The following is a 20,775-nucleotide window of genomic DNA, read 5'->3' on the forward strand; positions in this document are numbered from 1 at the left end:
AAATGAATTATTTCTTATTTCCGTTCTTAACTTTCTCTACAAATACTTTTGCAGGTTTGAAGCTAGGCACGTAGTGCTCAGGAATGATAATAGCTGTGTTTTTAGAAATGTTACGTGCTGTCTTTTCAGCTCTCTTTTTTACTACAAAACTTCCAAAACCTCTTACGTACACATTCTCACCGCCAATCATAGCGCTTTTAACTACTTTGAAGAATGCTTCAACGGTTTCTTGTACATCAACCTTCTCTAAACCAGTCTTGTTAGAGATCTCTGCAATAATTTCTGCTTTAGTCATATCTATTTTTACTCTAATTAATCTATACCCTAAGCCTATCAGCCCGTTTGGGGATGCAAAAGTATCTTTTTAAAATGAGTAATGGAAATATTTTTGTGATTTTTTAAAATCCAAACCACTATCATTCAATGATTTAGTACAACACTCCCCAATTTTACATTTCAAAAGGCTTGCAAAGCTACAATTATTTTATTGACTATCAAAGTATTAATGAACTTTCTGAACACAATATTTCTCCTATATGACGAATGTCAGCTTCTGAGTGTAAAGCAGATACAACAACCCGATTTAACAGGGGACTTGTCGCTAATGGATATGGAAAACTGGATATCACAATGTTTTTCTGCAACAGATGCTTGTAAAGTAACGGCTGGGTCGAGCTGAAAACCGGAAATTTCTCTATATGGTTCAATGAAGTTTCTCGGGTAATCGATGCCAACAAACTCGTATTGGATTGCATCCTTTCAAAAGCTTTTTCATAAAGATCTTGCCCATGAACCAGCGCATAGAGTGCTGCCGGTGCTGTCGGCGAAGCTCCATTGAAAATAGGATGTTTCTTGATCTTTTCTACAGTGCCCTTGTTTCCAAAAACAACTCCGGCATCAGTTCCAAGACCTTTTGCCAATGATGCTAAAACAACGATTTCGATATTGTCGAATTTCAAAGCTGATAGATCAGCTGAAACTTGGTTCTTCTTTAAAATGCCGATCCCATGGGAGTCATCCAAGATCAAGAGAACCTTTTTGTCTGGCTTTATTTCCCTGAAGATAGAAAAATCAAAATGTAAAGGGGTTAGGTTATCAATACAATTGGAAATTACCAGGACATCATCATGCTCGGCATCATTAATAAATTCAACCGTGGCCTTAGCCCACTCGTCAAAACTCCCATCCACTAGAGGAGTTTCATCTAGCCATAGTGCGGGGTGGCTTCCTGGCGCGTAAAGAACGGTCTTGCCTTTAGAGAGGGCACGAACCGCCACCTGCCCAGCAAGATAACCACTCGAAAGCAAGGCTGCCGCTTCAAAGCCAAAACGATCTGCCAAATGGCACTCAGCTTCCTGATAGATTCCTAGTTGGACATTGTTGGTCCTGGAGGTTCCATTATTGAGCCCAAGCAGGTCGATCCCTTTTTTGTAAAGTTCGATGTATTCTGGATTATCCAGTAATCCAAGATAGGCCGTACCACCAAAAAAGTGGTAATCTGTACCGTCTAGGCTAATAATTCTTCCTGTAGTTTGTTGAAGATTTCTAAAGGAGGTCATGGCAAATGTTATCAGAAAGCAAATGTACAAAAACCTTTCAAACTCCCATTTTTACGATTCATCCTTTATTTCCAACCGTTCAGCTATTTATTGTTTTCCATTTGTTTGAATAGGCTTAAAATTGAAATAAAAACTGCTCATGAAACCATTAATAGCCCTAGCCCTGTTCATCCTTATTTCCACGAGTTCAAAGGCACAAATCATTAGCGGAAAAGTAATTAACACGAAAAGAAAGCCTATTTCTAATGTAAATGTTTTTATAGTCGGCAGTTATGACGGAGCCTCAACAGACTCCCTTGGTGGATTTTCCTTCAAGACTGAAACAACAGGAAAACAAGTTTTGCAATTCAGTTCGGTTGGTTACATAGGCAAATCTCTTGAAATTGAGATTGTAGACAGTCTTTTTATCGAAGTCAGCATGGCTGCCGAGGACAATCAGATCGAGGCAGTGACGGTCAGGGCAGGTCAGTTGAGCGTTGGGAACCAGAACGGCGCAGTTCTTTCACCGTTGGATATCGTAACGACAGCGGGGAGCATGGGAAATATAGTGGCGGCCTTAGGAAAATTACCGGGAGCTCAGATTGCAGGGGAAAACGGCAGGCTAATGGTTCGGGGTGGCGATCCTAGTGAGACCCAGACTTACATCAATGGCATACTGGTCGGCCAGCCCTACACCGCATCAGCCAATGGCGTTCCGGTTCGTGGCCGCTTCTCCCCTTTCCTTTTCAAAGGGACCAACTTCTCCACAGGAGGTTATGGTGCGGAGTTTGGAAATGCTCTTTCAGGAATACTGAATCTGACAAGCCCCCAGGTTATTGAAGAGCCTAAAACTGAACTTTCCTTTTCTACAGTGGGTCTAGGGCTGAGCAATTCGCAGAAATGGGGAAACAGTTCCCTGAGCCTAAATGCCAGTTATACCAATCTCAAGCCATATAACAGCTTAATCAACCAGAACATTACTTGGCATAAACCTTATGAGCAGGCTTCTGGAGAGGCCATCTTCAGAAACAAGGGCAAACATCATTTTTTTAATCTCTATGCATCATTTGCTGCTGAAGACTTCAGTTTTACGGATTATAGCGTTCAATATTCCCAGGATATCAAAACTGCGATCAAGTCCAACAACTATTATCTGAACAGCAATTTAGTGTATTATCTGCCTTCAAACTGGAAATTGGAAACAGGTTTAGGGATAAGCTATCTAGACCGCAGCTTGCATTTCCATGAATTCACCATACCAACAAAGGAAAAAGGGAGCCATGCTAAGGCCTTGTTCAAGAAGAATGCGAATCGATGGAATTTCATGTTTGGAGCAGAACATTTTTACAATGCGGTCGATGAAAAGTTCCAGCAAAATGAAGACAATCCCTTTTCTTACGGATTCAATCGGTCTACTGCAGCTATATTCACGGAAGGACAATATAGGCTGTTTTCAAAAATGACCTTAGACCTTGGCTTGAGATATGTAGACAACTTCAAAAACCAGCGTTTTCTGGAGCCAAGGGCAGCATTGGCTTATATTCCATCAACAAACCACATGCTTTCTCTCTCCTATGGCAAATATCATCAGGATCCTAATCCGGACATTTTCAAGTTCGACACAGACCTGAAATGGCAATCAGCAGAACATTATATTTTTAACTACACCTTCAATCAAAAAGGGCAGATGCTGCGCTTAGAAGGCTTCCTAAAAAACTATCACGACCTAATTACCTATAACAGCTTAATTCCGCAATACAACTCAACCTTTGCCAACAATGGCTACGGAAAAGTAAAGGGAATCGACTTTTTCTGGAAGGATAGCAATACCATCCCGAACCTTCAATATTGGATATCTTACTCCTATACCGACCCCAAGAAACTCGAAAGAAACTACGAATATGCCGTGCAGCCGAGTTATTTGGCCAAGCATTACTTCTCCATCGTTGGTAAATATTGGATATCCAGCTGGCGATCCCAGGTTGGCCTGACAAATACCTACATTTCAGGAAGACCATATAACAATCCCAACCTAAGCGGATTTATGCAATCGATGACCAAAGCTCAAAATGACCTATCTTTCAGTTGGTCATTTCTATTGACCCAGCAAAAAATCCTTTTTTTCTCTATCACCAATATCTTGGGAAACAATCCCATCTATGGTTATGAGTATAGCCCATCTCGCAACGCTACAGGACAGTTCGAAGGGCGTGCCATGATTCCAACCGCCAAAAGATTTGCATTTGTAGGCTTCTTTTGGACCATCAGCAAGAACAAAAAAGACAACCAATTGGATCAATTATAACCGTTCATCCAGTGAATTCAACAGTTCATCCCATTGGATTTTATGAGAAACCTCAAAAAACTGATTTTTATATAAACTAAAATATACACGACATGAAAACTTTAATCTGCACTTTATTGACATTAATTAGTTTTTCCGTATTTGCACAAGGCAATTATGAAAAAGCAATGGGTGAAGCCCTTCAGGCATGGAAAGATGGCAAGGTAAAGGAAGCAAGCGCTCAATTTGAGAGAATAGCACAAGTAGAAAAAGACAACTGGATTCCAAAATACTACCAGGCACTGACCTTGGTGACAAGCTCTTTTCATCTGCAAGATGAGACGGAAAAGGCTAATGCATTAAAGAAAATCGGTGAATTAATTCCGAAAGACGAGAAAGACCTCAATTCAGAATGGTTGGTTGTAAGGGCATTGGCTACCACCTCCGATATGATTACCGACCCTATGAGCAAAGCCGCTATCTTGAGCCCTTCTATCATGGCTGATTATGAAACTGCAATCAAGATGGATCCTAATAATCCACGTGCTATCATTGGATTAGCTGAATTCAGCATGCAATCAAAGAAATTTATGGGCGGCGACACCAAGGAGGAATGTGAAAGTATTCAAAAAGCATTACCTTTATTTGACACTAAAAAAACTGAGCCTGCCTTCTATCCTTCATGGGGAAAAGAAAGAGCAGAGGCACTCCTAAAAGAATGTAAATAAACACTAAATGAAGCCATTTCTAAGATCCATCATCTTGGCAGTAATCATCAGTTTGGCGATCTACAGCAGCATTGCCATCTATGTACTGTTCCATACCGGGAGCTTAGAAATGTCTTTTATCAAAGCTCCAGAATCCATTGCTGGCCTGGCTTATGGCATCTGCCTATTCCTTTCCGGAAGTTCTTCAGACCGTGTTTTGAATCTTTTTGTTCCGGACAAAACCAAAGTTTTCAATCGGGTTTTCGGTTTCATCATCCTTACCTGCATCCAAGCGCCAATCGTTATTTTCATCATCAACATGCTGATATCAAAACTGATGCTGAATAAAACTTTCAGTGAGTTTGTATCCGATGAAAACTGGTTTGCCTACATTCCTTTGACCATAATATCCATCCTGATTGGATTAGGATTCTATGCCTTCTACTATTTCAAACAATCCAAGAACAAACAGATTGCACAACAGAAAAAGATCGCTGGGGAAGCAACGGCTCAACTCGAATCGTTAAAAAACCAAATTGACCCCCACTTTCTTTTCAACAGCCTGAACGTGCTGATCGGCTTGATCGAGGAAGATCAAAAGAACGCTATTGCATACACCAAATCGCTCTCCAAGATCTATCGCTATATCCTTGAGCATAAGGACAAGGAATATGTTAGCATCAAGCAGGAACTGGAATTTGCAAACAACTATATTTCCCTACTTCAAATCCGTTTTGAAGATGCCATAGAATACAAAATGGAAGTGCAAAACCTTCAGGAAAACGAGTTTACAATCCCCCTTGCCTTACAGCTCCTGTTAGAAAACTGTATACAGCACAATAAGGCCACTGAACAAAATCCATTGAAGATTAAAATCTTTCAGGAAGGCGATTTACTGGTTGTAGAGAACAATCTTCAAGAAAAAGAAAACAAAAGCTCCTCTACCAAGGTTGGACTCAAAAACATCAGGGAGCGATATCTCCTGACAAGCAAGAAGGATATCCAAATCATCAAATCCGAAGAGAAATTCACCGTTAAATTGCCAATCCTAGTTTCATGAAAGATTACCGAACCCTAATTATTGAAGACGAAAAACCTGCAGCCAGGCTATTATCCAGGAAATTGAACAGCATAGGGATACAGGCCATCGAGATGCTGCACTCGGTTGAACGGGCAAGAAAATGGTTTATGGAAAATCAGGCTCCAGACCTCATCTTTCTGGATATCCAATTATCTGATGGCTTGTCTTTTGAGATTTTTGATGGATTGGAAATCAATAGCGCCATTATCTTTACTACTGCCTATGATGAATTTGCTATCCGCGCGTTTAAGTTGAACAGCGTCGACTATCTCTTGAAACCGATTGCCGAGGAAGAACTTGAAATTGCAATTGGTAAGTTTGAACGATTAAGGAATCAGCAGCCCAGCATCGATTTACAGCAAATAAAAAAGCTGATCAGTCCCGATAAAAATCAATATAAGACAAGGTTTAGCATCAAGGTAGGCAATAACATCAAATTGATCCCCATTGAAGAAATCGAATGTTTCTTTTCAGAAAACAAGGGCACATACGCCTATTGCGACAATAACAGCCAATATCTATTGGACCAAACATTGGAACAGATCGAAACAGTTTTGGACCCTGATAAATTCTTCCGGATAAGCAGAGGAAACATCGTGAACATCAATTCCATTCAGAGCATATCGGTCCATTCGAGTTCCCGACTGCGGGTACAACTGAACAACTGCCCTTCACAGGAACTTATCGTAAGCCGAGAAAGAGTCAGCGACTTTAAAGAATGGTTGGAATAACCTTAGTACAGGTGGAATTTCAAGGGAATATTAAGGCCAACGCCAAAGGTAAACCCATCGATTGGCTTAAAATTTTTTGGTATTGATATCAAATCCATAGCCAGCTGAAAGTTCTAGAATAGAAAAAACGCTGATCCCTGCCTTAGCCGTAGCGGTATACGGGGTAATTTCCCCCTTGATGAATGGCCAAACAGCAACGTTATTGAGGTAATATGTTACGCCAAATTCAGGGATTACAGTAGACTGATCCATCATCCAAGTAAAGTTGGCACCAGCATCAAACTTGATGTACTGAGATTGGTTCGGCGCAAATAACCCCCAAGCTGACGCTTTCAAGAAGTTACCGCTCTGATATTGGTAACCGATGGAAGGACCAAAAATCCAACCATCTGCTTTCCTGCTCTTTTCTTGCGAAAAGCCAGATTGCTGCCCTAAAAACAACATGACAAGGACTATTAGGATTTTTCTCATATATCTTTAATCTATTTTAATTGTTAACAGAACAAATTTCATTGTTTTTTGTTATTTTTAAAAAGTATTATCAAAATCACACAAAACTATTTGCAATTGCTAGGAATAGTTGGCTAAACATTTGTTTTTCAATACTATTCCGCCACACACTTTCTGTAACCAAACTTATTTTAACAAAAAACAATTAATTTAACATTACAGATTTCTTAACAGGGTATTAATATCAAAGAAGTAACTTTCGACAGGTTAAACCACTAGCATTCAAAGAGTTTAACCCCACATGTCGATACATGTTATTTTTATCTCCCTATAGAAGACAAAATAAAAACAAGGTTTGGCCGTTTATTTGAGTACTAGACCCTAAACCATTCTTTTCTGGGATGATGTTTAATTAATTAATTCACAAAACTATTTGAAACTATTGTATGAAAATTATTAGTTTAAAAACGACTGCTATGAGTCAATCTCACCCTTTATGTCCTCATTGTGGAGAAGCATATCTCTACTCTCGAGTTCGTAGACCGTGGTGGGTCAAGTCATTTTTGTTTTTCTTGCCGGTCAAGAGGTATTCGTGCAATCAATGCCATAAATCCTCTTATGTATTACGCGAAAGAGATTAATGAGTTTTCACACTAGCGCTCGTTAAATCCTTACAATCAAACTTTCTATTATCTATTTATTGTCAGACCGATTCTCAGATTAATCCATCGCCTGGTGCTTGATCTTCAGATTAGTCTTCGATCAATACTCTAGAGTCCAATTTGCTGAATTCACTATCACAGCTTTCAGCATAAAATCACCCAAAATGATGGGATTGGGGATAGTTTTGCCAAAGCTTATTTTGGTTGTTCCAACATCAATTCATCGATAGCTTCCTCCAACTTCTTATACGGATATTTATGGATTATGAATTTGTGCTTCCCTTCTACCGATGGTTCCCAATAATTTGCCCCATCCTTTTCAGTCTTCATCGTCCCAGGTCCACTTAAATAAAAGTACTTTTCAGGATTTTCAGCAGCAATAAGCACAGCTGTCTGATCCCATGAACTCCTTGCCTTTACCTCTTCCTTGGCATAGCTCGCTAAATTGATCTGATAACCAACAGAAACAGGACTGCTTTCCAGCTTTTTTCCTGCTATTAGGCCTCCCGTTTTGATCTTGTCCCCTATTTCAAACCCTGAGAACAAGATTGGTTTTGGAAAATGCTCGAAGGCATAAACCCCAGATTCAGCATCCTTGTGGACATTAAACTCCTTGCCTTGCGGAAAGCCACCTGCCATCGCCACCCAATTCTTCACTTTTTTCTTCACCAACTCCATTCCATTTAGATTTGAATATTTATCTGCTTTTGACTGCAAAAGATCACTGATATTCGTCATAAACCCAACGGTGACTATCGTGACGCTATTATCCGGCTGTTCTGCCAATACCTTTCTATAAATCGAAACTGAAGGTTCATACTTCTTAGTCAAGAGCTCTGGAGCGAACTTTTTGATGATCTGTTCATTCCAATTGTTTGCCGCCGTAAAATTGGGAGCCAAGGGGCTATAAGTCTGTCCAACGGGGATATCCCCACGTTTAAAATATCTGTTGTATACCTCGATGGTCCCGGGAATGTCCTTATGGCCATCGGAAGAAACCGTAGCCAAAATTTCTACCTTGCCTTGATTGGCAAAAGCATGTAACAGTGCAATGGCTCCGATATCATCATAATCCGGCCCCATATCCGTGTCAAATATGATCTTAACTTTAGCAGAATCTGTTGGAAATGGTTTGGAAAGCACAGTATATTGTGCAATAAAAATGAACAAGAAGGAGATAAGGAATGTTTTTAAATTAAAGATAGTTGTAATTCTCATGGTATAGGTTTTAGAAGGACAATTCAGATTTTCATAAGCATTTGCTCATTTAAGTTAATGAAATTATCACAAAATACAGATTCAAAACATTTTAACAAATAACGTAGCGGAATGAAAATAATAGTCGTTTCTTAAAAACGAGATTATCCTCGGACCAATAAACACGTAATTATGAAAAACCTACTCACCTTAATTTCCATGATGTTGCTATTCTTTTCCTGCAGCAAAGATAATTCCTTGTCCATTGACCACGAATCAGCCTATAAAAAGAGTCTAAAAAAATGGGAAACCTTCAAGTCTGAAAGCAATAACAGCTATACTTATGTCATTGAAACTTATCGATTTTTTTCCTCACCCCCCTCTAGGATCACTCTAACGGTAGAAAATGGAATATTAACGAAAAGGAGCGGATATAAAATGGATCTATTTGCGGTCCAACGGCCAGAGTCAGGCTGGACCAAAGAAAATATACGAGAAGCGTTGATTTCTACCAACATGGACAATGCACGAATCGAGGAGATGCTTACAGCCGATTTTATTGCCAATATGGATTGGGAAGAGGATCAAAATAATTTAGGAAAATATGACCCCAAGGATCTTGCGATGACCATCGACCAAATCTATCAAAAAGCAAAAGACACCTGGTTGGTTCCAACCAAAGATAGCGAAGCCATCTTTGAAACGGACAATAAGGGAATAATCTCCTTGGTAGGGATAAAATTAAAACCTTATGAAGACGTTCCTTTCAATGGAGTCAGGATCGTATCGGTTACAGCATTATAATAAAAAAGCCATCAAACGGCCTTCTGGCTTCCCTTTCTATTCAATTTATATAATTTAAACAGCAATTCAACGCTATTTCTCCTCATTATATATAATTCCACAAACCCTTTATTTGATAGGCGTGGATCTTTCCTTCATCTTTGGTTTAGCGAGTACAATGGAGGAGAAATACAATGAGAAAAATAAATCACAGAAAAGGATTGAATGTTTTTATTTTGATGGGTTCATTTCTTTTGACGGCATCGCAGGCACAATCCTTTAACTTTCAGAGCAGCCTAGAACGCATGGGGTCCAAAACCTTGATCTATTTTCAGGCTATAGGTGAACGGACCAACCAATCACAGCATGAAAATGCAATGGAACAAAACCCAACGGAAAGGACTAGAAAAGTAAATTCATCTTTCGGATGGGAAATCACGAACTGTTTATAAGTTAATTCATAAAAACAAAGGCCCCCAACTTTGGAGGCCTTTGTCTATTACCGTTTATGCTTATTTCTTTCCGCCACCTCTCAACAAGGCAACCAATAGCAAAATAAAGACAGCCCCTCCAACTACCCATACCCAAGGCTTTGAAAACATACCTTCATCTCCTTTGTCGATATCCACATTGATATCTAACCCTTTGTCCTGTGCCCAAGTTTGAAGAGACACAAACAACAGCATTAAAACTGCCATTGGACGAAACTTAATGATCCAATTTCCTTTCATATTTGATGTTTTAAAAGTTTATAATTTGTGTAATAACAGTTTGTGACAACAAATGTTTTTATTTAAAATAAACTACCTAAACGATAGGCAACTATAGCCAAAAGTCAACTATTTCACGATTTCCGACAAAATTTAAACTTCGGTTAATTTTATCCTGCGCCCGATGTAGTAAAAAATCGACATTTCTAAGTTTAGTATAGCTATATCACAATCGGAAGAAATAATATTATCGAACTTTACATTATCAAATCATTATTAACTTAATTGGCTAACCGCCTTTATTACAATTACTACGATGAATCCTTATCTTAATTCCCACAATCAAGATCTTATGGATTATGCTAGGAAGCATAAGGCCAAGTACAAGAATGCTAACCCATTCCCTTCTATTTCATTTGACAATTTCTTCAATCCAGATTTTTTAACTGAGGTATTAGAAGAATTCCCAGACCTTTCCAAAGGCAACAATATTGTCTATAATGATCCATTACAGAAAAAATTAGCAGGAAACGGAGAAGAACTTTTTGGTCCCAAAACCAAACTGTTGATGCATTTCTTGAATTCAGAACCTTTTTTGAATTTTGTTAAGGAAGTAACCAGTATTGATGAAACCCTATTTGGAGACCCTTATTTCTCTGGAGCGGGACTTCATGAAACCAAGCGTGGTGGTTTGTTAAAGGTACATGCCGATTTCAATAAGCACCCTATCAATGGTCTTGACCGTCGTGTAAACTTAATTGTTTACTTAAATAAAGATTGGAAAGATGAATATGGGGGTCATTTTGAACTTTGGGATGAAGAGATGAACGGTTGTGTGGATAAGTTTGCTCCGAATTTCAATTCCATTGCCATGTTTTCTACCACTTCTGTATCTTACCATGGCCTACCAAATCCTTTGAATTGCCCTGAGCACATGAGCCGGAAATCATTGGCTTTATATTTTTATTCTTATGGAAGACCTGAGGCTGAAGCTGTCGCTTTCAAAGATGGCCACAATTCAATCTTCGTCAAAAGAAAAAATTCAAGCGAAGACTCTATGGCTTGGGATAATTATGATGAATCTAAAAGGAAAAAACCGATTCTAAAAAGAATCTATAATAAGATAGTAGCGCGATTATTGTAATTAAACAATGGAGCTGATCAAGTCCTATCCTGATCAGCTCCGTTGTTTTGAACCTCCCCTCTTTATTTTCCCTATTGCATTTTCTAAAAGACACATCCCTTAGCGAGAACCAATCATTCTTGTCCAACAATTGCTGTCTTTGATAGTCCCATCAAAAACAGCATGTATATCTCCTTTCGCTTAACAGGCGATAAACAGTAAAATAGCCTTCATTTTATTGTCCGTTATTGCTCCCGGCATTCAAATAAACAGCAATTCCCTTTAACATTTATTTTATATCAGCGTAAAACTACTTCCCCAATACCCCTAAAAATTAAATGAATTGGAATAAGAAACATTTTTCACAGTTATTGATTTATTAATTGTTAACCATGGCGTAACATTACGTTAACATAGCCTAATTAATTTTGACCATCCGAGGAAGAACCCATGATTCCTCGACATCTAACATCGAAAAAAATATGAAAAAAGTATTTACTCCTTTTCATCGAAGTTCTAAACGAACCTCATGTACTTTCTTACTCCTACTCGGACTTGGTTTTTCACCAGCAATGTCCTATTCCTTCCATTCAACAGCAACAACAGCTGAATGGAACAAACAACAGAAAATTTCAGTTTCAGGTATCATCTACGATCAGAGCAGCAATACAGCGATCAGTGGTGTAACCATTATTGCTGATGGGAAAGCAATAGGAACCAGTAATCAAAATGGAGAATTTTCCATTCAGGTGGATGCAGGAAAACCGGTCAGCTTCCAAAGCTTAGGTTTCCAGACGCATAGCCAACAATGGAACAGCGATTCAAAATCAGTTCGAATCAACATGACTCCTTCTGATGAATCCATCCAAGAAGTGGTAGTAACTGCTTTAGGGATAAAGAGAGAGGAAAAATCCTTGGGTTATGCAGTCAGTAAGGTAACTGCTGAGCAAATGACCGAAGCTACCCCAAGCAACTGGGTAGACGCAATGAAAGGAAAGGTTGCCGGATTGAACATCACACAAGCGAGTTCAGGCCCTTTAAATACTGCAAGAATTAATTTAAGAGGGGACCGTTCCTTAGATCCGGGCAAAAACGAAGCGCTGATCGTGGTGGATGGTATACCGATGGTGACTGGACGCTTCAGTTCGGGTGTAACAGATGCTTACGGCGCAGGCTCCAGTGGTGCAGATAAAGATATTCCTATCGACTTTGGAAATGGCCTGGGCGATATCAACCCCGATGACATTGAATCCATCTCGGTATTGAAGGGTGCTGCCGCTACCGCATTGTACGGTAGCCGTGCCGGTAACGGGGCATTGATCATCACCACCAAATCAGGAAGAAATAGCAAAAAAGGAATCGGTATTTCCATTAACTCCAATACCAGCTTCCAATCAGTCCTGAAATGGCCTGCATTCCAATATGAATATGGACAAGGAAACTTGGAGCGTAATGCTGCAGGTGAACAATACTATTCATACGGATTGACAGAAGACGGAAAGAACACGGGATCAACCTCCAGTGCCTTCGGACCAAAATTCGACGGTCAGGAATATTTTCAATATGACCCAAGCACCGAAATGGGCGGCACCAGCAGAACGCCATGGGTTCCATATAAAGGCGGTGTAAAAGATTTCTTCAACGTCGGAGAAACCTACATGAACAGTGTTTCATTCGATGGCGGAAATGAAAACTTCACCACAAGAGCTTCATTGACCCATACCAAAAACTCATGGATCATGCCTAATACCGGTTTTGAGAGATTGGTGGCCTCTATCAATTCAGCTGCAAAACTAAGTGATAAATTGAAGATCAACATGAAAGCCAATTATACAAACAAAGGCAGTGATAACCTTCCAGGAACAGGTTATAACAACCAATCCATTGGCTATTTCATGATTTTCCAAAATCCTAGCATCAGCCTAGACTGGTACAGACCGATGTGGAAAAAGGACAGAGAGGATATCGAACAGATCCATCCATTCAGCTCCTATATAGAAAATCCATTTGTCATTGCCTATGAAATGACAAATAGCTTAAAGAGCCATGGAATCGATGGTATGTTACAGGGGGTTTATACCTTCAACCCTAAATGGGAAATCATGCTCCGTTCGGGTCTTTCCATGCGTTCGGATATCAGGGAACAGCGTCGTCCATGGGATACCGCCAACTTCCCGAAAGGATATTATAAACAACAGGATCTGTTCTACATGGAATCCAATACCGATGCATTGCTTTCATATAATGATCAGATCAATGAAGATTTCAATATCCGTGCATCCCTTGGTGGTAACATCATGAAACGTGACATCAAGGAAGATATAGGTGTGGCCAGAGGATTGACTTCCCCCGGGGTGTACAAATTAGCGAATGCCTTGACGACTCCTGTTGCTGAAAATACAGCGACGCAGAAAGAGATCCAGAGTGTGTTCGGAATGGTAAACCTAGGCTGGCGAGACATGATCTTTGTCGATGTGACCGCTAGAAATGACTGGTCATCTACCCTGCCAAACAGCAGCCGTTCTTACTTCTACCCATCGGTGAGCAGTAGTTTTGTACTGAGCGAGATGATGGAAATGCCAAGTCAGATCTCCTTTGCCAAACTTCGCCTATCTTGGGCCCAGGTTGGTAATGATGCCGATCCTTACCAGACGATCAAGTATTTCAACAATTCCATTTTCCCTGGTTCTGCAGAAGCTCCTTCCCTTTTGCATAATGCAGACCTTAAACCAGAGATTTCAACCTCTACAGAAGCGGGGGTGAATGTTGCCTTCTTTAACAATCGCTTGACTGCCGATGTTAACTATTATTTCAACCGCTCCAGAAACCAAATCCTCATTGTTCCGCGTGACGTCACTACAGGCTTCAGCTCTGAAGTTATCAACGGAGGTCTGATCCAGAACAAAGGCTGGGAAGTCAGCTTGACCGGAACGCCAGTGAGAAACGAAAACTTCCAATGGAACGTTACGGCAAACTGGGCAAAGAACAACAATGAGATCCTAGAGTTAAGTGAAGGTGTGGAAACACCACAACAAGTCATTGCATCGAGCGGATCGGGTGCAGCGGAAATCATCGCGACAGTCGGTGGTTCTACAGGTGACCTTTGGGGTTACGGATTGGTACGCAACGATCAAGGTCAGGTAATCTATGACGCAAAAACAGGCTTGCCGGTTCGCCCTGCTGATAAAGTGAAAATTGGAAACGCCTATGCCGATTGGAGAGGTGGATTCCACAATGAATTCAGATACAAGAACTTTACCTTAAGTGCATTGATCGATGGGCAGTATGGTGGTATCGTTTATTCACAGACACACCACAAAATGTCTGAACAAGGTAAGTTGGAGCACACCCTTCGTGGGCGTGAAACCGGAAAGATCGTAGGTGATGGGGTAATCCAAAATGCAGATGGTTCTTTCAGTCCCAATACCAAAGAAGTAGCGATCAACACTTACTATGGTGATTACTACAGGAGAGCAAACGTAGAAACCAATAGCTTCGATGCTTCTTACCTAAAGCTTCGTGAAGTGAGGTTTGAATATGCCTTGCCAAAATCTTTGGTTTCAAAATGGAAAATGAACAATGCTTCCATCGCATTCTTTGGACGTGATCTTTTCATGATCACCGACTTCCCAATGTACGATCCAGAAACCGCAGCATTAAATGGTGCCACCATTATGCCTGGTGTAGAGATGGGCCAAATGCCAAGTACAAGAACCTTTGGAATGAATTTGAAAGTAAACTTCTAAGCTGAAAAACAATGAAAATCAACTATAAAAATATCCTTATCGCTCTTGTTCTTTCTGCAGGATTGACAGGATGTACGAAAGACTTTGACGAGACCAACAATAATCCCAATAAATTGGAATTTGTTGCTCCCGGCACCTTGGTAACTCCAACAGTATATGGAATGGCCACTTATTTTACCGTTCGAAGCAATGACTTCACTTGGGAAATCATGCAGGATGGCCTTGCAAATCCCAGCGCTGCCAATGGTATCCACCGCTATTATTTTACGGAACAATCTGGTGATGGAACTTGGAACAATTGCTACAGGTACCTTAGGAATATCCGTGAAATGGAAAGTGCAGCTATCAATGGCAACACCAAGCTTCCGGTATACGAGGCAGTTGCAACTACATTGAAAGCCTATATAGCAGGCATCCTGACCGATAGTTTTGGTGATGTCCCTCTTTCTGAGGCCATGAAAGCGGAAGATGGTGTGGACCAACCTGTTTTTGACACACAGGAAAAGATCTACACGGACATGATTGCTGCCCTAGAAAAAGCCAATCTACAGTATACCGACCCTTCAGAAATGAATGGGAACGACCTGTTGTACAATAACAAAAAAGATAAGTGGCGTAAATTCAACAACTCCATGTTATTGCGCTATATCTTAAGAACCTCAAAACGTTCGAATGTATATGCGAAGATCAAGACCATTTTAGATGATCCTGAAAAATACCCGATCTTCACTTCCAATGATGATGCAGCGATTTTGAGTATCACCGGTCTTTCACCTTACGACTATGCATGGGGTAGACGCCAAGATTATGTAAACTTTACTGCGATGGCTTCTTTCTTTGTTGATAACTTGAACAGCTTAGAAGATCCTAGAAGACCGTTTATCATGACCCAAGCAACGGAATTGGTTGACGGTAAAATTGTCCCTATCGGATATAAAGGTATCCCTGCCGGTCACTCTGGCGATCTTTCAGGCATCAGCTATAGCCCAAGTACACCAAATGGGGATTTGATGTATCCGGAAGTGGTTGGCACCCCGATCAAGGAATTGATCATGACCTATGCCGAAGTAGAATTCATCAAAGCAGAAACCTATAATGCCTTGGGGTTGACCGCAGAGGCGAAAGCAGCCTATGAAAAAGGGGTGAAAGCTTCTATCGAACAATATGGTGGTGTGATGCCAGCGAATTATTTCGACAATCCAGCTGCAGCTTTCAATGGTACGCTCGAAAGGATTATGCTCCAAAAATACCTTTCCCTGTTTATGGTCGATTATCAACAATGGTTTGAATACCGCAGAACTGGATTCCCAAAACTGCCAAAAACAGAATTTATGTTGCATGATGCTGTCATGCCAACTCGCTTTATGTATAAAAATGAAGTCCGAAGATTTAATCCGGACAACTATGCAAAAGCTGTCCAGCAAATGGGCGGTGATACCTTCCATACCAAAGTATGGTGGGAAAAATAACATGAAGCACATAAGCTAAAAAAGAGAGGCTGCCCCTGAAAGGCAGCCTCTCTTTGCTAAAAGGAAAAAGCAGTAGGCTAAATCTCCAAAAAGGCCTCTATCGCTCAAAAACAGCATTTTTGACCTGCCAACCGTCCGATTGTATTCAAAATGATACAATTTGAATATTAATAAGGACAGCCTTTTAGGAGTGGCGTAACATTAATTTAACACTACAATAATAGTGGATTAAATTATTTGTTAAACGCATAACCGCTATAATTCAATGTTTTAACAACTTTCTAAAAAATAGTTTAATGATTAAATATCGATAAGTGGTAAGGTCTTGAGCACTGGCATTGATATCGATAGCCTAGGTTGATTCTGTATGACAATAACACATGCGGGATCAATCATTAAAAACAATTATTGATAACAAAAAAAAGATCTATGAAAAAGTTATTATTGGGATTATCGTTCCTATTGGCCATTGCAGTATTTGCAGTTTCTTGTAGCAAAGATGACAATGTAAATGAAGTAGTATTACCGAGCAAAGCAAACACTTTTTTGTCAGCCAGGTTCAAAGGTGCTAGCATCGTAAAACTATCCAAGGTGAATGATAACCAAACCAAGAAAGAATTCGAAGTTATCCTTGACAATGGAATCAAAGTAGAATTCGACAAAGATGGCAATTGGGTAGAAATTGAAGCCGTAAAAGACGATGGAACCATCCCAAATGAATTTGTTCCTGCAAAGATCCTTGCTTATGTGACCCTAAATTACCCCAACTTAGGTGTAAACAGCATCGAAATTGAAGATGATGGCTATGAAATCGAATTGACAGATGGTACGGACCTTGATTTCGATCTGGATGGAAACTTCATTAAGATTGATAAATAAGAGATCAGAACAAAATCAATACATCTCTCAAAATAGTTGGACTGCCTCATGAGGCAGTCCTTTTTTGTTCCTATATGGTTAAAATCTTCTCTATTGAGAGCCATATTCCGGCTGTCTACAACCATAATTTTCAGAAGATCTCTTGAATATTAGTTTACCCATATTCGAGACACGTTCGGAAAATTCGGAATATGTCTCGAATGAGGTCAATATAATATCTAATCTACGTCCAGAAGTGTTTTCCAAATTCGAATAAATATTACCAATAGATTATCCAGCTTTTTGAAATTTTCCGTAGCTTAATTTGCTGAAATGATCAAAATTCACTTGAAATAACAATGATATATAAAATATTACCATTTTTGCTATTGCTTTCTACCTTTATTTCCTGCCAGAACCAAACAGGACAGAACACAGATAATAAAGAAGAACAATCAGAATCCAGTTCAGCAGAGCTCTATGCAAAAAAGACCTATACCCTACCCACAGAATTAAATGAAATATCAGGCTTGACATTTCTTCCAAACAGCCAAGACATTGCTTATGTGCTGCAAGATGAAGAAGGAATTGTCTTCACCTACGACCTCAAAAACGGCAACATCAGTTCTCAATTTGAATTCGGCCCCGCAGGCGATTACGAGGAAATCACGACGGATGGAAATTATTTCTATGTGCTGGAAAGCAATGGCGATATCCATAGTTTCCCAGTGAGCATGGATGTTGACCAAGGAAAGGTCAGTACTTTCAGAGGTCAGTTAGAAAAAGGGGAATATGAGTCTATGGCTTATGACCAGAAGAACAACAATCTTATTGTTTTCTGCAAATCCTGCAAAGCCGATAAAGGAAATACAAGGCTAACAGGATATGTTCTAAACGTTCTGGACCAAGGTGACCTAAGCCTTAATAAACAGTTTAACATCGACCTGAACAGCATTGCGAACATTGCCCCTAAAATAAAAGACTCCCTGAAACCTTCAGGTTTAAGCAAGCGAAACTCTTCGGATGAGTGGTTTCTCCTCTCCTCGGTTGACCGACTTATACTGATCTTCGATGAGAGCTTCCAAGCCAAGGAAGTTCATCACTTTAAAAAGAAACAGTTTGAACAACCTGAAGGCATCAGCTTCAACAATCAAGATCAAATGTTTATCAGCAGCGAAAAAGGAAAAGCAGACAATGCATTTATTTATCAGATCAACATGAAATAATCATGAGAAAAATACTTTTTATTGCCTTTCTGTTCTTTATCCAAGTTGCTATCGCCCAGCAAGTTGAGCAAAGATTGATCATTTTTGGGGATGCCGGAGAAATCAACAACAAACAGAGTTTTCTGATCAAGAATGCCAATGGACTTCAAATCCCAACCAAGACCAAGGCCTTTTTTATAGGGGACAATATCTACCCTACAGGGATGGCCCTCAGCGGCAAGAAAAAAGAAGAAACACAGGAAATCCTAAAATCACAATTTGAAGGCTTTAGGGAACTTCAGGTTCCTGTTTATTTCTTAGCTGGAAACCATGATTGGGATAGATCTGGAAAAGAAGGTCTGGAAAAAATTAAGGCCCAAGCTGATTTTCTGAATAATTATGGCGACCCTGGTCTAAAATACTTACCGGAAGCTGGAAAAATCGGTCCAACTGTACTTACGCTAAATCCAAAAACCATAGCCGTTTTATATGACAGTGAATTTTGGCTCTTTCCTCATCATAACCGTGATGTAACAGCGGAAAAAGATCAGTTCATTGCCGATATCAAGAAGATATTGGAGGAGAACAGGGATAAAACGGTCCTCATGATTTCGCATCACCCCATGGTATCCTTTGGTGACCATAGCTTAATATATAATTGGAAAGACCATATCTTCCCGTTAACTGATGTGAAGTCCTCTCTCTATATCCCTTTACCCGGTATTGGCTCTCTGTACCCCTTATTACGGACGCATGTAGTCAAATTTGCAGAAGACCTCAAACACCCTATCTATCAAGATTTGATCAAAACGGTGACAGATGCCACTGCAGAACATCCAAAAGTGCTGTTTGTCGCAGGTCATGACCATGGTCTACAATATATCGAACAGGACAAAATTCGACAGGTGGTCAGTGGTTCTGGGTCGAAACAATCGGATATCCATCAAAGGGAACCCTTGAAATATGGCTATAATAAACAAGGTTTTTCGGTGATTGATTTGCTGGATAACGATAAAGTCAAGCTGACTTTTTATATCGATAGTCCTAAGGACTCCTTGACGAAGTCGTATGAGGTATTGGTTGAGTTTTAGATTAAGGAATGTTAACCATTAAAAACTCTCATCTAAGCCTTTAGACACACAGCCAAAGAACAACTCTTAAATTAAATTTTAATTCTTCAGAAGATACTCAGAACAAAGGTATTTCTTTTTACTAAATTTTATTTACTTTAGAATACAAATCTAGTTGCAATATGCCAGTATCCCCATTTCATCAGGACAGCTATAACAATCATGCGGACTGGTACAAAAACACCTTTCCATCTCCGGAAAAGAAACACGAAGTATTGAACAGGTTTATCAAATACAGTGGTAGTATTAATCATTGGTTACAGTCTATATTTTTTGACAGCCTAACACCCCTTCTTATTGATAAGGAAAAAATTTGGATGACTTTAGGCGACGCATATGGACATGACGCCGCTTTCTTGCTGAAAAGTGGAGTGAAGCAAGTGATTGCGACAGACCTTTCGACTGACTTATTGGAAATATCTAAAAAGCTTGGGTTGATTACAGAATATAAATCAGAGAATGCAGAAAGTATATTAATGGAAGATAATAGCGTGGATTATATCCTTTGCAAGGAAAGTTATCATCATTTCCCAAGACCATATGCTGCCTTGTACGAAATGATCAGGGTAGCCAACCATGGTTTTATTGTAATTGAACCCCAAGATCCTATTTCTAGAATGTCTCCATTATTATTCATCACGAATATATTGGAAAAATTAAGCCCAGGCATGATCAATAAAATATGGAAAAACCGATTTTCATACGAACCTGTTGGCAATTATGTCTATAAAGTTTCTGAGCGAGAATTTGAAAAATATGCAGCAGCACTCAACCTCCCATGTATTGCTGTAAAACAGTTAAATCCTAATTTTTGGTTTCTTGGCTGCGAAAAAATACAAGCTAAGAATACAAATCATAAATTTATGGCAATCCAAATAAAAAAGTTTTTCCGGGATATGTTGACCAAGTTTGGCTTGGCTCCTAGCCAAACCCTTTGTATCGCAGTTTTTAAAACCACTCCTTCTCCCGAGTTGAGAAGAGCATTAAAGAAAGATGGATATAAATTAACAGATATTCCTCATAACCCTTATTTGTGATGGAAAACTAGTGCCCAAACATTATTTCATTTCCATCAACATTCCCATTCCAAAAATGATTATT

General features: G+C 39.7%; 18 protein-coding genes. 13 read left to right on the forward strand and 5 right to left on the reverse strand.

The genetic code is table 11. The annotated features are described in order from the left end of the window. Nucleotides 1-7: 7 nt before the first annotated feature. Both ACWIB3_RS16670 and ACWIB3_RS16675 read right to left on the reverse strand, forming a co-directional pair. Nucleotides 8-295 (reverse strand): HU family DNA-binding protein, encoded by a 288-nt coding sequence (locus ACWIB3_RS16670; RefSeq protein WP_093099732.1) that lies wholly within the window; start codon nt 293-295, stop codon nt 8-10. A gap of 199 nt (nt 296-494) precedes the next feature. Then, the gene (locus ACWIB3_RS16675) at nt 495-1,559 is read right to left on the reverse strand and encodes a PLP-dependent aminotransferase family protein (protein ID WP_185212665.1); all 1,065 of its coding nucleotides are present in this window, start codon (nt 1,557-1,559) and stop codon (nt 495-497) included. Nucleotides 1,560-1,698: 139 nt separating this feature from the next. On the opposite strand from ACWIB3_RS16675, the gene ACWIB3_RS16680 reads away from it, so the two are divergent. The 4 genes from ACWIB3_RS16680 (at nt 1,699) to ACWIB3_RS16695 (ending at nt 6,341) form a co-directional block, all read left to right on the forward strand. Continuing rightward, on the forward strand, nt 1,699-3,843 hold the full coding sequence (locus ACWIB3_RS16680) for a TonB-dependent receptor (protein WP_454292179.1): 2,145 nt from the start codon (nt 1,699-1,701) through the stop codon (nt 3,841-3,843). Nucleotides 3,844-3,935: 92 nt separating this feature from the next. Continuing rightward, complete coding sequence (locus ACWIB3_RS16685) at nt 3,936-4,550, forward strand: tetratricopeptide repeat protein (protein ID WP_185212667.1); 615 nt, start codon at nt 3,936-3,938, stop codon at nt 4,548-4,550. Between the two features lie 7 nt (nt 4,551-4,557). Continuing rightward, nucleotides 4,558-5,589, forward strand: coding sequence for a sensor histidine kinase (locus tag ACWIB3_RS16690; protein WP_185212668.1), 1,032 nt, complete (start codon nt 4,558-4,560; stop codon nt 5,587-5,589). Next, nucleotides 5,586-6,341 carry a LytR/AlgR family response regulator transcription factor gene (locus ACWIB3_RS16695; protein WP_185212669.1) on the forward strand — a complete coding sequence of 252 codons (756 nt, stop codon included), beginning with the start codon at nt 5,586-5,588 and terminating at the stop codon, nt 6,339-6,341. Before ACWIB3_RS16690 ends, ACWIB3_RS16695 begins: the two co-directional genes overlap by 4 nt. A 66-nt stretch (nt 6,342-6,407) precedes the next feature. Here ACWIB3_RS16695 and ACWIB3_RS16700 read toward each other — a convergent pair whose 3' ends face one another. Together ACWIB3_RS16700 and ACWIB3_RS16705 are read right to left on the reverse strand one after the other, a co-directional pair. Then, the gene (locus ACWIB3_RS16700) at nt 6,408-6,812 is read right to left on the reverse strand and encodes a hypothetical protein (RefSeq protein ID WP_454292180.1); all 405 of its coding nucleotides are present in this window, start codon (nt 6,810-6,812) and stop codon (nt 6,408-6,410) included. An 836-nt stretch (nt 6,813-7,648) separates the two neighbouring features. Further along, the gene (locus tag ACWIB3_RS16705) at nt 7,649-8,671 is read right to left on the reverse strand and encodes a nucleoside hydrolase (protein ID WP_185212671.1); all 1,023 of its coding nucleotides are present in this window, start codon (nt 8,669-8,671) and stop codon (nt 7,649-7,651) included. A 171-nt stretch (nt 8,672-8,842) separates the two neighbouring features. Between ACWIB3_RS16705 and ACWIB3_RS16710 the strand changes: the two genes are divergently transcribed. Together ACWIB3_RS16710 and ACWIB3_RS16715 are read left to right on the forward strand one after the other, a co-directional pair. Further along, nucleotides 8,843-9,454 (forward strand): hypothetical protein, encoded by a 612-nt coding sequence (locus ACWIB3_RS16710; protein WP_185212672.1) that lies wholly within the window; start codon nt 8,843-8,845, stop codon nt 9,452-9,454. Nucleotides 9,455-9,627: 173 nt separating this feature from the next. Then, nucleotides 9,628-9,885, forward strand: coding sequence for a hypothetical protein (locus ACWIB3_RS16715; RefSeq protein WP_185212673.1), 258 nt, complete (start codon nt 9,628-9,630; stop codon nt 9,883-9,885). Nucleotides 9,886-9,945: 60 nt separating this feature from the next. Here ACWIB3_RS16715 and ACWIB3_RS16720 read toward each other — a convergent pair whose 3' ends face one another. Then, nucleotides 9,946-10,164 carry a hypothetical protein gene (locus tag ACWIB3_RS16720; protein ID WP_185212674.1) on the reverse strand — a complete coding sequence of 73 codons (219 nt, stop codon included), beginning with the start codon at nt 10,162-10,164 and terminating at the stop codon, nt 9,946-9,948. 331 nt (nt 10,165-10,495) lie between these two features. On the opposite strand from ACWIB3_RS16720, the gene ACWIB3_RS16725 reads away from it, so the two are divergent. The 7 genes from ACWIB3_RS16725 to ACWIB3_RS16755 all read left to right on the forward strand — a co-directional run bounded on the left by ACWIB3_RS16725 (nt 10,496) and on the right by ACWIB3_RS16755 (nt 20,711). After that, nucleotides 10,496-11,287: a 2OG-Fe(II) oxygenase gene (locus tag ACWIB3_RS16725; protein WP_185212675.1), complete on the forward strand. Its 792-nt coding sequence runs from the start codon at nt 10,496-10,498 to the stop codon at nt 11,285-11,287. 461 nt (nt 11,288-11,748) lie between these two features. Beyond that, complete coding sequence (locus ACWIB3_RS16730; protein WP_237235595.1) at nt 11,749-15,012, forward strand: SusC/RagA family TonB-linked outer membrane protein; 3,264 nt, start codon at nt 11,749-11,751, stop codon at nt 15,010-15,012. Nucleotides 15,013-15,023: 11 nt separating this feature from the next. Continuing rightward, nucleotides 15,024-16,481 carry a SusD/RagB family nutrient-binding outer membrane lipoprotein gene (locus ACWIB3_RS16735; protein ID WP_185212676.1) on the forward strand — a complete coding sequence of 486 codons (1,458 nt, stop codon included), beginning with the start codon at nt 15,024-15,026 and terminating at the stop codon, nt 16,479-16,481. Between the two features lie 429 nt (nt 16,482-16,910). Beyond that, complete coding sequence (locus ACWIB3_RS16740; protein ID WP_185212677.1) at nt 16,911-17,360, forward strand: PepSY-like domain-containing protein; 450 nt, start codon at nt 16,911-16,913, stop codon at nt 17,358-17,360. A 338-nt stretch (nt 17,361-17,698) separates the two neighbouring features. Beyond that, the gene (locus ACWIB3_RS16745) at nt 17,699-18,565 is read left to right on the forward strand and encodes an SdiA-regulated domain-containing protein (protein WP_185212678.1); all 867 of its coding nucleotides are present in this window, start codon (nt 17,699-17,701) and stop codon (nt 18,563-18,565) included. Between the two features lie 2 nt (nt 18,566-18,567). Continuing rightward, a complete protein-coding gene (locus ACWIB3_RS16750; protein WP_454292181.1) occupies nt 18,568-19,635 on the forward strand; it encodes a metallophosphoesterase in 1,068 nt (355 codons plus the stop codon). Between the two features lie 254 nt (nt 19,636-19,889). Next, nucleotides 19,890-20,711: a class I SAM-dependent methyltransferase gene (locus tag ACWIB3_RS16755; RefSeq protein ID WP_237235596.1), complete on the forward strand. Its 822-nt coding sequence runs from the start codon at nt 19,890-19,892 to the stop codon at nt 20,709-20,711. The last annotated feature ends 64 nt before the right edge of the window (nt 20,712-20,775 follow it).

This window comes from Sphingobacterium sp. NPDC055431 (genome assembly GCF_053644255.1).